The sequence below is a fragment of the Mucilaginibacter sp. P5_A4 genome, assembly GCF_056400605.1.
This window is the reverse complement of sequence record NZ_JBFUKX010000006.1, coordinates 31,631-46,040: the sequence shown is the minus strand read 5'-3', so window position 1 is coordinate 46,040 and position 14,410 is coordinate 31,631. Positions and strand designations below refer to the sequence as shown.

General features: G+C 42.8%; 12 protein-coding genes, 1 tRNA gene and 1 pseudogene. 6 read left to right on the top strand and 8 right to left on the bottom strand.

The window, feature by feature from the left end; genetic code table 11:
- Nucleotides 1-7: 7 nt before the first annotated feature.
- From mltG to AC1DQW_RS05850, 5 genes are all read left to right on the top strand, one after another.
- Nucleotides 8-1,060, top strand: coding sequence for an endolytic transglycosylase MltG (gene mltG / locus AC1DQW_RS05870; protein ID WP_477453223.1), 1,053 nt, complete (start codon nucleotides 8-10; stop codon nucleotides 1,058-1,060).
- Nucleotides 1,060-1,467, top strand: coding sequence for an acyl-CoA thioesterase (locus AC1DQW_RS05865; protein WP_477453222.1), 408 nt, complete (start codon nucleotides 1,060-1,062; stop codon nucleotides 1,465-1,467). The genes mltG and AC1DQW_RS05865 overlap by 1 nt, the downstream gene beginning before the upstream one ends.
- A 10-nt stretch (nucleotides 1,468-1,477) precedes the next feature.
- Entirely contained in the window at nucleotides 1,478-2,452 is a 975-nt protein-coding gene (locus tag AC1DQW_RS05860; RefSeq protein WP_477453221.1) for a YihY/virulence factor BrkB family protein, read from the top strand.
- A gap of 105 nt (nucleotides 2,453-2,557) precedes the next feature.
- A tRNA-Ser gene (locus AC1DQW_RS05855) sits at nucleotides 2,558-2,644 on the top strand.
- Between the two features lie 352 nt (nucleotides 2,645-2,996).
- Nucleotides 2,997-4,217: a site-specific integrase gene (locus AC1DQW_RS05850; RefSeq protein WP_477453220.1), complete on the top strand. Its 1,221-nt coding sequence runs from the start codon at nucleotides 2,997-2,999 to the stop codon at nucleotides 4,215-4,217.
- Between the two features lie 770 nt (nucleotides 4,218-4,987).
- Here AC1DQW_RS05850 and AC1DQW_RS05845 read toward each other — a convergent pair.
- The 8 genes and pseudogenes from AC1DQW_RS05845 to AC1DQW_RS05810 form a co-directional block, all read right to left on the bottom strand.
- Nucleotides 4,988-5,878, bottom strand: a complete 891-nt coding sequence (locus AC1DQW_RS05845) for a hypothetical protein (RefSeq protein ID WP_477453219.1) — start codon at nucleotides 5,876-5,878, stop codon at nucleotides 4,988-4,990.
- 261 nt (nucleotides 5,879-6,139) lie between these two features.
- The gene (locus AC1DQW_RS05840; RefSeq protein ID WP_477453218.1) at nucleotides 6,140-8,116 is read right to left on the bottom strand and encodes a KGGVGR-motif variant AAA ATPase; all 1,977 of its coding nucleotides are present in this window, start codon (nucleotides 8,114-8,116) and stop codon (nucleotides 6,140-6,142) included.
- A complete protein-coding gene (locus tag AC1DQW_RS05835) occupies nucleotides 8,113-8,787 on the bottom strand; it encodes a toll/interleukin-1 receptor domain-containing protein (protein ID WP_477420034.1) in 675 nt (224 codons plus the stop codon). The genes AC1DQW_RS05840 and AC1DQW_RS05835 overlap by 4 nt, the downstream gene beginning before the upstream one ends.
- A gap of 455 nt (nucleotides 8,788-9,242) precedes the next feature.
- Entirely contained in the window at nucleotides 9,243-9,584 is a 342-nt protein-coding gene (locus AC1DQW_RS05830; RefSeq protein ID WP_477453217.1) for a hypothetical protein, read from the bottom strand.
- Nucleotides 9,585-9,991: 407 nt separating this feature from the next.
- Nucleotides 9,992-10,474, bottom strand: a pseudogene (locus AC1DQW_RS05825) (RteC domain-containing protein).
- Nucleotides 10,475-10,887: 413 nt separating this feature from the next.
- Nucleotides 10,888-11,028, bottom strand: a complete 141-nt coding sequence (locus AC1DQW_RS05820) for a hypothetical protein (RefSeq protein ID WP_477453216.1) — start codon at nucleotides 11,026-11,028, stop codon at nucleotides 10,888-10,890.
- 157 nt (nucleotides 11,029-11,185) lie between these two features.
- A complete protein-coding gene (locus AC1DQW_RS05815) occupies nucleotides 11,186-11,776 on the bottom strand; it encodes an SLOG domain-containing protein (RefSeq protein WP_477420023.1) in 591 nt (196 codons plus the stop codon).
- Between the two features lie 5 nt (nucleotides 11,777-11,781).
- A complete protein-coding gene (locus AC1DQW_RS05810; RefSeq protein ID WP_477420022.1) occupies nucleotides 11,782-12,966 on the bottom strand; it encodes a toll/interleukin-1 receptor domain-containing protein in 1,185 nt (394 codons plus the stop codon).
- 216 nt (nucleotides 12,967-13,182) lie between these two features.
- On the opposite strand from AC1DQW_RS05810, the gene AC1DQW_RS05805 reads away from it, so the two are divergent.
- Entirely contained in the window at nucleotides 13,183-14,370 is a 1,188-nt protein-coding gene (locus AC1DQW_RS05805; protein ID WP_477420021.1) for a toll/interleukin-1 receptor domain-containing protein, read from the top strand.
- Nucleotides 14,371-14,410 lie beyond the last annotated feature (40 nt).

Genomic DNA, 14,410 nt, shown 5'->3' with positions numbered 1-14,410 from the left:
ATTTATCATGACTGAACAAAAGTCAAAATCAGGATTATTAAAAAAATTCATTATAGCGTTTGCGCTGGTAATAACTGTATTATTGGTTTTTACGGGTGTAAACTACTACTATAAATACTTTGGCCCCAATGTTACCGGCAAACAGGAGTATTTGTATATACACACCGGTGCAACTTATGCAGATGTTTTAAAAACCATAAAAGAGCAGGATATGGTTAAGGATACCGTAACATTTAACTGGGCTGCTACCAATATGAACTACATCCGGCGTGTTAAGGCTGGTAAATACCGTCTTCACCAGGACATGAGCAACCGTAAACTTATCAATATGCTGGCATCTGGTACGCAGGAGCCAATCCAGCTGGAGTTTCATGGGCTTAGGATGAAGGAACAGTTTGCCGGTTTTGTATCTAAAAAGATAGAAGCCGATTCAACATCCATCATCAACCTGCTTGATTCGGCAGGTTATGTAGCCAAATATGGTTTTACAACCGATAATGTGTACACCATGTTTATGCCAAACTCCTACCAGCTGTACTGGAATATATCGCCCGATAAATTCTTTAAAAAGATGTATGCCAGCTATGAAAAATTCTGGACACCGGAGCGTAAACAAAAAGCCACAGCCATTAATCTTTCGCAACAGGAAATATCGGTTTTAGCATCCATTGTTGATGCCGAAGCTTTACATGACAACGAAATGCCGGCAATTGCCGGATTGTACCTTAACCGCCTTAAAAAAGGCATGAAACTGGAAGCCGACCCCACTGTGATCTTCGCTCTTAATGATTTTACTATCAAACGGGTGCTCAACAAATATCTTTCTTATAATTCGCCCTACAATACTTACCTGCATACAGGACTGCCTCCCGGCCCAATCATGATGCCTTCGGTTAGTGCAGTTAATGCCGTACTTGACTATCAAAAAAGCGAATATATTTATATGTGCGCAAAAGCCGATTTTTCGGGATATCATGCGTTTGCAACCAATATGACCGATCACCTGGTAAATGCCCGTAAATTTCAGGAGGCACTTAACCAGCGCAACATTAAAAGGTAATGTTTGAGCATATCACCAAAATAAGGGTACGTTACGGCGAAACCGACCAGATGGGCTATATGTACTATGGTAATTACGCCGAATTTTATGAGGTTGGCCGGGTAGAGATGTTACGCAGCCTGGGTTTAACCTACAGCGGGATGGAGCAATCGGGCATTATGATGCCTGTACTGGAGTTAAAATGTAAGTATTTAAAACCCGCTTTGTATGATGAAGAGATCAGCGTAAAAGTGATCATGGATAAAATGCCTGGTATTCGCATCCATTTCAGATACGAGCTGAGGAACGAAAAAGGTGAGCTCATTAATACCGGTGAGACGTTGTTGGTATTTATCAACATGCAAACAAACCGCCCCAGCCTGCCCTCAAAAGATTTTATAGAAAAATTATTGCCATTTTTTGAGTAAGTTTGGTTAAATGAGATGGCTGCACCACTTTTTGTTGCGTTTTAAGTTTTACCAATACATTATCGAGTGGACTAAATACATCATTATCCCTGGTTTTCGTCCATTGCCATTGTATACTGTTATTGATTTCTTTATTACAGAAATCTCTAAAAGTTCGCTCATAAACCGGGCATACTCACTTGCCTATAGTTTTATGATGGCTATTTTTCCGGCAACCATCTTTTTATGCACATTAATACCTTATATCCCAATAAATCATTTCCAGGGTAATTTGCTAAGCGTATTGGCGTCTGTGATGCCCACAGAGGCGTATCTTGCCTTTAGGGAGACTATTATAGATATCATCAAGAACCAGAATGGCAAATTGCTTTCTTTTGGTTTTTTGCTGACTATTTATTTTGCCACAAATGGCGTGATCAATTTAATGAAGGCATTTAACAAGGCGTCGCTAATTACAGATAGACGACGCTGGCTAAAAAGACGTATTGTAGCCCTTGGCATCACCATGGCTATCGCCATGGCTTTCTTAATTTCCATAGCTATCATGATAGCCGGGCAGGCGGTTATAAGCTGGATACGATCACGTGTAGACAGCGAGAGCCATTTCTGGATCTATCCAATCATGTTATTCCGTTGGCTTATGATCATCGTTATATTTTTTGTTACCATAGCATGCCTTTATCGCTACGCCCCTGCTCATACAAAACGTTGGAAGTTTATAAATCCAGGCTCCGTTTTAGCTACTGGTCTGGCTGTATTAACCTCTTTGGGCTTTTCTTACTATATTAACAATTTTGCATCGTACAATAAGGTATACGGATCATTAGGCACTGTGATAGTCGCGATGCTTTGGATGTACATAAACTCGTTAATTTTGCTCATCGGATTCGAATTAAACGCGTCCGTGGAGCTTTCAAAACGAAGTTTACGGGTAGTAAAACCCCGTTACAACAGCTTCAGGCAGAAAAAAAACGACGATTTTTAAAATTAAACTACTGACATTCAAAAGCTTAAAGCCGTATATTAAGAAATTAAAAAAAAATCGTTATCCCGGCTTGCCAATTCGCTTCGGATTTGTACTTTTGTCCCCGGAGAGCTGGCAGAGTGGTCGATTGCGGCAGTCTTGAAAACTGTTGAACTGTGAAAGGTTCCTGGGGTTCGAATCCCTAGCTCTCCGCTGAAAATATAAAGCCCTGTAAATCAAGAATTTACAGGGCTTTTTTACGGAGAGCAAATCTCCCGAACCTAACTTTTCAAAAATGAAAAACCCCCTAATTATTGAAATTAGGGGGTTTTTCATTTTTAAGATCCTTTTAAAAACACGAAAAAATGCCCGAAATCACAAAACTCTACAGCGTCATTCGTAGCGTCTTTTGCTTACAAAAAAGACGCTCTCTTATTCTATTTATACAGATAAAACAGGGCAATAAAAGACCGATAAAACGGGCCTGATTAATACCTGCCAATTACCTTGCTTTTTTGATTTGACATACTGCTTTAACAAATTTGACGACATTAAAAAAACGATCATGCTAGAAAAAAGCTTCGGTTTGCTTTATTTTTTAAAACAAGCCAAAAATCAAAAAGATGAAAAAAGATATGTTTACCTGCGTATTACAGTAAATGGCGATCGCCGGGATATATCAACCAAAAGACAATGCCTACCTAATCAATGGAACTCACAGTCAGGCAGAGCGGTGGGCGATAACGAAGAAACAGAAGAATTGAACTCCTACTTAGATCTGATTTCATGTAAAGTTTATCAGGCGAAAATCAAACTACTTGAAGGTAATAAACTTGTAACTGCAGAAAATATAAAAGACGTACTCATTGGAAAAGATGAGAAAAAACACTTCATCATGGAAGCATTTCACCTTCATAACAAACAAATGAAGGTTTTAGTAGGACGACAAATCGCTCCAGCTACATTAACTCGTTATAAGACCGCATACGACCATGTAAACAACTTTATTAGATGGAAGTATAGAAAAGATGACCTGGAGGTAAAGGAATTGGATTATGAGTTTATATCACAGTTTGTATTCTGGCTTAAAACAGAAAGATATTGCCGTAACAATACGGCAATAAAATATTGGGGGAATTTCAAAAAAATTGTCTTAGAATGTAAACAAAAGGGGTTGCTAACCAGCGATCCGTTTTTGGGCTTTAGAACAAAACGAGATGAGGTAATCCCAGTTGTTTTAACCAAGGATGAGCTAACCAGAATAGCGAATAAGCAATTCGACACAAAAAGGCTCAAGCATGTCCGGGACATATTTCTTTTTAGTTGTTATACCGGGTTAGCTTATAGTGATGTTTATAAACTGCGAACTTCCAATATTGTGATTGGCGTAGATGGCGGTAAATGGATCATTACAACCAGGCAAAAAACAAAATCGAGCACAAGACTTCCATTGCTTCCGTATGCCCTGGCTATTCTTGACGAATACAAAGATCATCCCAAATGTATAATTAAGGGTACTCTCCTACCCGTCCTGACTAATCAGAAAATGAATTCTTACTTAAAGGAGATTGCCGATGTGGCTGGTATAAATAAAAAGCTAACTTTCCATACCGCCAGACATACTTTTGCCACTACTATTACGCTTACCAATGGAGTACCAATGGAAACAGTGTCAAAAATGCTGGGACATAAGTCGCTTAAACAAACACAGCATTATGCTAAAGTGCTCGATGTAAAAATCAGTAAGGATATGAAATTATTAAAAAGAAAGTTGAAGCGTGTTTAAATTGGTTATCACCCTCCTTGGCAATGGCTCGTTAGTAAACAAGGAAAGCGCAAGTTTCGCTTTCCTTGTTTATACTCTTAACTTATCCAAACAGATGATTAAACGGTTAACTGTATTATACATCCGGAATTAATTACCCACTGATTATAAAAATAAAAAAGCCGTAGTTCAGAACTCTCCCTCTCCTTACCAATTTCATATATTGCTACTATTAATATCAAATAAAAAGTTGTAGAAAAGCCCTTATCCTGTTTATTAAAAAAACTTATAGACGTCTTTAATGGTAAGCCCTCATGATTCTAGTCCAGTCTATGAATCCGGGCAACTCCTGCCTTTTATCACAGTTTTTAACAGATGGTTCATCAGGTTTTTGAAATGTTGCGCCGTTAACGCTTTTTAAAAAGTTTTCAATGACCTGATGAACCATAAATAATATATTGTAATCTCAAATAAATAAACACGTTCGACCGTTTAAAGCCGTTTAATTTCTATTATTGTCGCTATCGTTGGTTCGTGGACAGCATCCAGTTCGGGTACGCTGATATAAAGCAGGTCACGGCTCCGGCTGACGGGTACACACACCGCATGGCCGTGCTCATTGGCGAAACGACCGTGACTTTTGAACCGGATGAAGCAGGCGGCTACCGCGCGCTGACCCAGGATCTAAAAGATTAGAAGTTACAGGATACAGCTTTGCTACGGGCTATTGTCGAACGCCTGCAAAAATTATAGTGGATGATTATTCCGGGATCTCCAGGGGAAATAATGTTTTAAGTGACCACTGCGGTTCCCGTTTGAATAACCTGTTCCGCTCCTCCGTTACATCTTCGAACAATATCGGCGCTTTTAACAACCTCATAAATGTTCGTCATTTTATCGGTCACCTTCTCGAAAAAGACTTGGTGCTTGGTCTTCCCCGCCATCAGATCCGCATACCCCTTTCGCAATGCATTCAATTCATAAGTATCGATTAACTTCTCCAGTTTATCTGCGATACTTGCCGCTTTTTGCGCCTCGCCCATAAAATCCAGCAGCTGATATTTAAACATCAGGCAGGCATATAGATTTTCAATATGCATTAACCTTTCGTAGGCTTCTTCTACCTTATCCACCATTATCATGCCTTTTTCCAGCCGCTTCCTGGTTTGAGCGTTGATGGGTCCCTCAACCTTAAACGTTTCCGGGCTCCAGTTTTCAAAAGCATAAAAATGAAAAGCTTGCTCATAGTCCCATTCTACCTGATCCATCATCAGGTTGTTGATGGCTAAAAAGTCATACTTTTTAAATGCAAAATCGGTTAAGGTTTTGTATTGCGTTCGCAACTGCCGGTCAAAAACTTCCCAGTCCCTGTTGATCGTGTCCCGTAATACATCTTTCTTTCTGCCCAGTGTGAAGGAATAATTATTGGTTAACTCATGCAATAACAAATCAGCTTCTATACTCAACAGTTTAGAATAGGCCATGATCCGCGTCACAGGGTTATGTTCCTCTTCCGTGATCAGTTCCCTGCAATTCTGATAAAACCGGGAGATCATTTCTTCCGGCGTACCGTCGTTAGCCGTCAACAGATGGTAGCTATTGTCCAATTTGATGAAGGTGCCCACATTTTCAGCTGCTACGATTTTTGCAGTAGCCGCATGAAGGGTATCCTGGTCTATCATGCCCAACAGGCAGCGGGAGTGCAGCAGAAAATAATCGACCAAACCTCGACTGTGGACATTCCGGGAGCCTTGATCAACTTATTCCGAAAACTGCAAACAGGCAGTTCCGTAACACTTTGATCATATTAATTCATTGACTGTTAAGTGCGATTTTCCAAATCACAAACACAACTCGATGCTCTAAGGCGCACGGAATGCAATGGTCTAGCTACTCAGAATATCCACTTATGTGCTTTCATATTGACCTATTAGACCATCTTATTATTTCTTAATGGAAGGGATGGTCAGGTTTTGAAGATCGCCCTCACTCCCGTTAAACTGATCCAAATCGATCTTTACACCGCCGGTATTGGTCACGCCATCTATTTCCCCCTCCGTGGTGAATTGCCAGAACGTCCAGGTTTTCCAGCCATCAGGCCATTTCGGTGAAAGCAGTAAGGACTTCGGCCGCGGGTTGTTATTTGGGCCATAAACGCCTACCCATAAAGAATAGGAAAGGAACCGTTTGTCCTGCGCCAGCACTTTGGCAAAGGTATAGGGTGCATAAATAATAGGCCTGATATGATAATGACTTTCCAGCGCGTCCAGTAAATATATGACATCATCCAGCTTGGTTTTGGCGTTGCCGGCATCCAAATCCAGTACCGGCGGCAGATCGCCGGCTGTTAAATGAACGCTTTTGATAAAATTTGCGGCTTGTACGCTCACGCTTGCCCTGTTGGTAAAATAGTGATATGCACCCCTAATCATCAAGTTGGCTTCGGCCTGCTCCCAGTTTTTTGCGAAAGTACTATCGGTATGATCGCTTCCTTCGGTAGCTTTGATAAGCACGAAGCTGATTCCCACCCTTTTGACTTTTGACCAGTCGTTGACCTGGTTGAACCGGGATATATCCATCCCGATAGGTTTACCTAATTCCTTAATCGCGTTAAAAACGGGCAGACTATCCGTTTTCTTAGAAGCGGAACGTAAAGAATCAAATTGTTTAGCCTGCACTTTTAAGATCGAGTCTTTAATATGCTGGGTGAGCACAGCCGGATCGACTTTCGCGCCGGCCTGAAAAAAGTAGATTCCAAATGCTATCAAGATGCTGACCACCGCCCCGCCTATTGCCAGCTGGGTTGTCCTGCGTTGTTTCCGTTTATTATTTTCTATTTCGTTAAGCGAATCATCCAGCTGAACTTCTTTCAGCTTCACGTTCCGTTCAGCAGAGATATAAGAGTTTTTAACGTCATCATGATCCAGGTTGATATCTGGGTTCATCGCCGAATAAATAAAATCCTGACGATTGTTGAGAAAAATATCGGCGTTGTTAAGCTGTTTAGCCACCAGCGCAGCTAGGCCTTGATAGGCATAGCCCATTCGCACTGGGTCTTTTACTCCTTCGTCAGCGACGGGCAGTCCTTCACCGAAACTAAACAAGGACGAATAAGGTACTTTTGTCTGCACCAATAGCTCATAGGTATTCAACCCTTTAGGTATCCAGGGCTTGTAGATCGCATCCAAACCGTCCGCGAACTTGCGCAGCCAGAGGGCATGCGGGGCGCTCTCCGCTGAATCCATGCGCGTGGGTACCGGCAACGCAGGTAGTTCCATCCGATCGTCAGGCAGAGTCAACCTGCCTTCCGCAACTTTTGCCGCGATCCGCCGGATCCCGTCGAATCCCTGGTCCGTAGGTGTAAATAAAAGCACCAGGAGGTCGGGTAATTGTATAGTACAGACGCCGCCGGTGTCCGTTACTCCCGTGCGGCTGTCGATCAGTATGAAATCAAACGCTTTCTTCCATTCGGTACGGAACCGTTCAATGATATTGCCGCCATTATAATTGCTGTAGAAATCGTTAAAATCAAAGTTCCTGACCTTTTTATAATATCCATCATCTACCCTTCCGGAAGTGATCATAAACAACTTATCTCTGATCAGGACAGCGGTATCGTCATTTTTTATAGGTATAGGCATAAGGCAATCCTGCCACTGTATTTTAGTGCCGCCGGTATTCATCTCACTGCCCAGTACATCAATGAGCCCGGGTTTATCCCGGGCCGCAGCAATCGAAATATACGTTTTGAAAAAGTTTTCAAGGCCCGGTGCCTCCAGGTCCCAGTCAATCATCAATGTCCGGTATCCCCAGTTAGCCAGTAGCACGGCCACGTTGGCCAACGCCATTGACCGGCCTACGCCACCCTTATAAGAATAAAAGGTAGCAATGGTACCTGGTTGTTTCCCTGTCTTTTTCATAAGGTAGGTAATGTAAACCTTTGGGGTTGTTGTTGCGGTGGCGGCGCGTCGAACCTGGATACAAAATAATCGGTCGTGCGCCACTGTGGATCCCAATCAGGCACCGACATCAGCCTTGGATAAATACTACGGAATACCCAGTCGTATATCTTAAAGCGCAGGTCGTCATAGGCTGGTGTTCCTTTAAAGCCTGCAGCAATACGAAAAAAACGTTCCCTGTCCAGTTGTAATGGTAAAATATGGTTTAGAAGCCGGGCGGCAGCATCGACGCCGTAAACTGCGTTCCGTTGTATAGGAAGCTCCTGACGCTCGTCAATAAATAACAGCGGGAAGACTAGGCCAACATGATCCTCGTTATTCCGCGCATCGGTTTCCTCTTCTCTTCTGAGCATAGCCGATAATTCAGCAGTGCACCAGTAGGAGTTCGTGAAATAATTTTTGGTAAAAACGCAGATCATACACTTGGAATTGGCCACACCATCCCTCAATACCTCGGGGATACTTGCCCCTCCTACGGTTTGCTTGACATCATGGAAAATATCATCATCGCCGAAGCGGTCTTTTAATTCGTCCATCACATTCGACAGGATAGGTACGAATACAGATTCGACCCAGGCCTTGACATCGCCATTCCATTTATAGCTGATAAAAATATCGTGTCGATAGCTCATTGGATTTATGTTTAGGTATTAATTACCAGACAGTTAAATTATAAATTATCCGTCATATTTCAAAGCTGATTTTATTATTTCCGTAGGTCGCCAAATGCTCAACCAGCCTTATGCCGAGCAGCTCGCCATCTCTTTATAACTCCCACCTTCGCGTGAGCATAAGCAGAACATATCGGTTACGAAAAAACTGACACGTCGCTGCGCGTCCGTTTTAACTAGGACAAAGTGTTCTTGGCGATAGAAAGTATTTATCATTATACAAAGAACAAATACCTGCCGTGGCTAATCTACTTAGTGCTATGATCATCGAACTTACTGGATCAATGCCGCTCCAAAAAGAGGGCCGGCAGCCTGTACTAGCGCAGCATATTCACGAATACCTAATTGAAATTGACTGTTTTTCATTTTTAAGCGTGTTAGTTTACCTCTTCATTCCGAACACCTCACTCTCTAAATCAATTGTTCCAAGCGCCAAATCTGGCGAATAAATCAATGGACTCTTGGTATTTATAAGCGAGCAGATAATTTATAATTACTTCTTTCCAAATCGGCTTTCTTAAAATATCAGCATAATAGGAAAGCGGAAAAGTGATATCTCTCTGCTTAAATAATTTATTTTGGATAGATTGTTCCACCATTTGAACGTAGTAAAAGAATGAGTCAAAGCAATCTTTAATATACTTTTCTTTATCAGAGTGGCTTTTTATCTCATCGCTGAATGCTAAGGTTGCAATAACTTCATGTATATATATATAGTAACCGGCTTCCCATCTATCTGATAATTCCGCTCGGGCCAATCAAGCATTCGGGTCGCGTCCTTGGCTTTGGGATTACTAACCAACTCGTCCATAAGCTTCTTGGCTGCTTCGGTCTGTTTCCAGCGAAGATCACGCGCACGAATTTTTCGGTTGAGCCTCATTTGCTTGATAGCAGTAAAGGCTGCTGTCAAACCACCAATGGTTCCCAATCCTTTGAAGACTAAGTCCAAAATATCCTTGGTACACATAACGTCATATTAAGTGCCTGTATAATAATTAAATATACATAATTAATTAAAAATCAAACTAGGGAATGATAATGAGGCATAATGAAACGTTTGGGTGTTTTGCAGATCAGCTTTGAGCGAAGATCAAGGACGTTCATTACTAAATCCCAACCCCAAATTCTGCCTATCATTACATGAATTATGACTTTTACAGTATTATTAATTATAATTCAACTCCTCCTCCAGCCAGACTTGCAAACGCTCATAAGCCATAAACTTCGCCCACAAATAATCGCCGTTAGTTGAAAACGCCGGGTCCGCATCCGGCAACTCCGGCAGCACCATGCCCGAAGGCCCGGCATCCCGCAGGAACAATACCGTATCCAGTTCGCCGGCCTCCAGCTTATAACACTGGTAGAGAAATCAGAAACGATTAATAAATATTTGTATCCGTCTCAGTTCTTCGCTATAATAGGCCTCCAGCAGTCCCTGGCTGAAGGCGGGCTTGCCGAGCAAAATAGTCGTGTACTCCGACAGGTAAATTTGTTCCGCAATAAACAGTGGCTTCTCTTGTTTGAAGAAGCGTATTTCTCCGGCTTCGTTCGCGAAACCATTCGCTATGACTTCCGCTTTTAGCCGCAGCGCGATGCCACGAATACTTTTTAGCGCGCCGCTCAGACGGTTTGCGGGCGGGTCGCCCATCTCTGAGTAAAAGGCGATGTCTTCCTGTACTTCATTATATAGCTTTTTGATTGAAGCGTTCATGACGCTAATATTATAGGGCAAAAAACTTCCCGTACGGTGTTTTTGCCGTTAGTTAATTGCAGTAATTTTTTTGATATTTCTTGAACCCGGTCGGGTTAAAATAGCCGCGGGGCAGGCCTGAAGGCAATACAGGTACTGGTATACCTAAGAACACGACAGTCAAGCCCGCGCTTTAGCGGGCGTTGCACATGTCTCTGTTCTTTTAAAATTACCTGTTTCGTATTACGAGAGAGTGAACGCATTAAATCATTCTATATATTAACTATAGTATTTCTGTATTGTATTTTTCATTTTATTTACGCTTTAAAGTTAGTCATTTTTGTTGTTTTTCAAGTCTTGCTATCCACCGCCTACCAGGCCCATTCCCCGGAAAGGTGCAGGCAAACCTGGACCTCGGGTAGGCTGTACATATAATCCGGGAAATCCCGCAGTGTTTGCGCGGCGTGTCGGTTCAGCTTCACCATGGTAATCATCAGCGTAGGCCTGCCCAATAGCTTGCGGTTAAGCCAAGTCGTCTTCTTTCAACCTTTTGCTAGGTAAAGATTTCTTCTAATTGGTGATCGTTCAGTTTAAACGCTCTTGAAGGCTCGCAGGTGTTATAACCTTTGGATAAGTTATATCAGCTCAAACCAATTATCACGCGCTGATCTACCCTAAAACTGGTCTGAGCAGGTCCTGAAAAAGCGACATATAGGCGTAATCGGTCAGCAGTCTCGGATCTAAGGTATCCGCTCCATAATGATCAAAAAGTAGCTTTGCTCCGCCCCCGGTGCTGGCCACCGGGAATAGAGGCGCACTAGGATACATTGACCGGAACATTTCGTATTCGATCTCAACACCTTCCATCCCGCCAATAAAAATACCTGCCGCGAAGTTCTTACCGCCAAGCATCTCCATCCGCAGTATCCTATTGCTGTCAATTTCGTTAGCACCCTTTGGCGTTAGCCGTACGTCTTCGAAATCGAAATTATCTTCTGGGAACGATTCGCGGTATTGTTCGGATTGGTATAATGTCACATGATCTCGCAGTTTAGCCACATTGTTATCCAGCTTCAACACTACATCACGGATCAGCGGGGTAATCGAGGGGTGTCCGCCCCAAAACAGATGTGCATGGGGTACTACAATCGTTGCCAGCGCCCGCACAGCGTCCCGGATCGCTATCCTGTCAGCCGTATCATAATATTTGGCAGATCTTTCTTTAAGCGGTATGCTGGCCGATAAAAATATATTCACCATCGTCTTTAAATTAATGTTGGAAAAATCACTTCCGCTGCACGCGTTTTTAAGGTTTTGATCTTAAAACCTACATTAAAACTTTGCTCCAGCCAGGTCAAATGAGCCAACCATTCGTCGCGAATATACAAATGATCATACAGTAAATACACATCGGCGACTTTACCGGTTTCAATCGTCTTGGTCACCAGGTCAGCTTGGTAATAGCTGAATGCTTGCGGGATACCAATGGTCGGCACAATGATTAGTAAATCGCCGTTTCGCTTGGTAACAACGAGGTATTTAGCCGGTTCTACCGTCACTGGCGCGCCGGTTCTGCTTACGATTGCGATAAATTCCTTGACCATATTGAATTGCCTGGCTGCAAGGCTGCGCGCACGAAGTGATTCGGCGGTGCTCACCACCCTGGCGACCGCATCCGGGCTGAGGTACTGATCCGATGCTGCAAAATGTGGGTTCCCGAAATCAGTAGCATGGAGCATCAGCGGCACGGAAAGTTGGGCATCGCGCTGCTGTTGGTATCCCGGCCACATCACTTGCAGGATACCGACCGACATCGCGTTGGCTCTGGCTAGTTCCTGGGTCGTCCATTCACTGTTCAGGAACTTCGGTGTGTTTAACAATACCACAACATCGGTATCGACCAGCTGATGCCAAAGCTCGGCCTGGAAAGCTTGGGCCGGACGGATACTGTGCGTGTCCAGGAAGACATGGAAACCTGCCGCTTCCAACTCTTCGAATAGCTGTACGGCCACTGGGCGCGATTCGTCGCGCTTATAACTAATAAATAGGCGGCGCGATAAACGGAGTAAGCTGAGGCCTTCCAGCACCACACTGACTAATTGCTCGATCTTCAGGCTACTGCCTAACGCGAAACCATTAATCGGTCTGAGTGCGGGCGGTATTTGCGCGGGAAAATGAGCCAGATCGTCCACAACAGGCAGAATAAGTTTGGCATCATCCTGCAAGCGGCTGATGATCACATCGTCATGAAAGGTACCCGAGGAATCACCAAAATAAATGCAAAAAGCCGGTGAAACAGCCCGGTACTCAGCAAAGTTAGCGGGCCTAATCACTATGATCTTGTCCGATTCGATACCGAGATCCTTGGTACGCTGGAAAAACGTATCCAGTATCTCCTGCCGAAGAGGATTGGCCGCGCCGATGATAATGAGCTGGTAGTGGTTCGTCATGGTGGTGTGTTGCTAAAGTAAAATTACTGATTATTTTCTCTTCTATTTTACATAATGGTCTGCATTGTCTCATGGTTGTCATTGGCGCCCATTTGCGGGATGAATTATTAACAATAATCTATTTTTTTTGTTGTTAATTATTATATTCGACTATTAATAAAATATTCATTTTCAACACTATACAATAATATAAATTTCAATATTAAATATAAGATTATGGCGCACGTTTTCATTTCTTACATGCGCGAAGATCAGGCCATTATTGACAGACTGATCAAGGCCCTCACAAAAAATGGTGTCAGGGTATGGTTAGACCGCAATGACCTCGAACCGGGCGTTCGCTGGCGAACGGTTATCAATACCGCGATAAATGAGGGAAGTTATTTTCTAGCATGTTTTTCAACAACAAGGACCGGTACTGAAGAATCTTATGCTAATACCGAAATGAATCTTGCGCTGGAGAAATTCAGAAAAGGCGAGAATGAAAGAAGTTGGTTTATCCCCATTAAATTAGATAGTCAGACTATTCCCAAGATTCCAATTCAGGGGACGGAAACATTATTGGACCTTCAATATATAGACCTCTCTTTCAATTGGAAGGCCAATCTCGAACAATTGCTAAGCGTATTATATTTACCAGAATTTGAACTGCAGAAAAAAATATTTACTAAACTTGAAATGCTAATTGCGATTTATTCGCTTGTTTATTGGCGCAGCCCCAAGCAGCTCCCACCCGAAATCATGCGGGATAGTGAATGGGAAAACAATTCTTTTACGCTCTCATGTGATGACATAAACTGGGGCAGCGACGTACCTGGCGAACCGGGTGAGCTTTTTTCTTGTTTCAGCGAGATTGTAACACAATATAGCAATTATGAAAGAGAGCCCTTTGAAGGATATTACGTAACACCTAATGAAGACTATTGGTACACTTTTGCTTGGCAAAGCCTTTTTAGATACCAACTGGACGTAGAACTCAATCCATCACCTAAAAGTGCTTATGGCGGTTACTACAGCCTACAGAACGCATTGGAAAACGAAACATCGATGACCGGTGATCCCGAAGGATATCCATTGCCGATCACTGGTTATGTTGTGCAAATTAACGGCTTGCGTTATGCTAAGAGCACAGGATTTTTGGTCGGCGATGGTTATATGCTCAGCAGTGTTGATGGCTACAACCACAAGAGAGATGAGTGGGTAATCTACCATACTAAAGACCTATGGTATAAGGAACAAGATTTACGTAAGGCTATCGACTTTGCGCTGGAATGGAAAAAGATACAGAAACCCACACTGGAAATGGGGGTACGTGTACTTGAGAATGAATGGAAAGGTCGGTATCCATACTTTAACGAGCTTTTTCTCAAAGAGTTAGGAATTGACCTGTTTCAATTCGATTAGCCTCCCATATACACGCCTAATGGAAACTGAGGCCTGCATG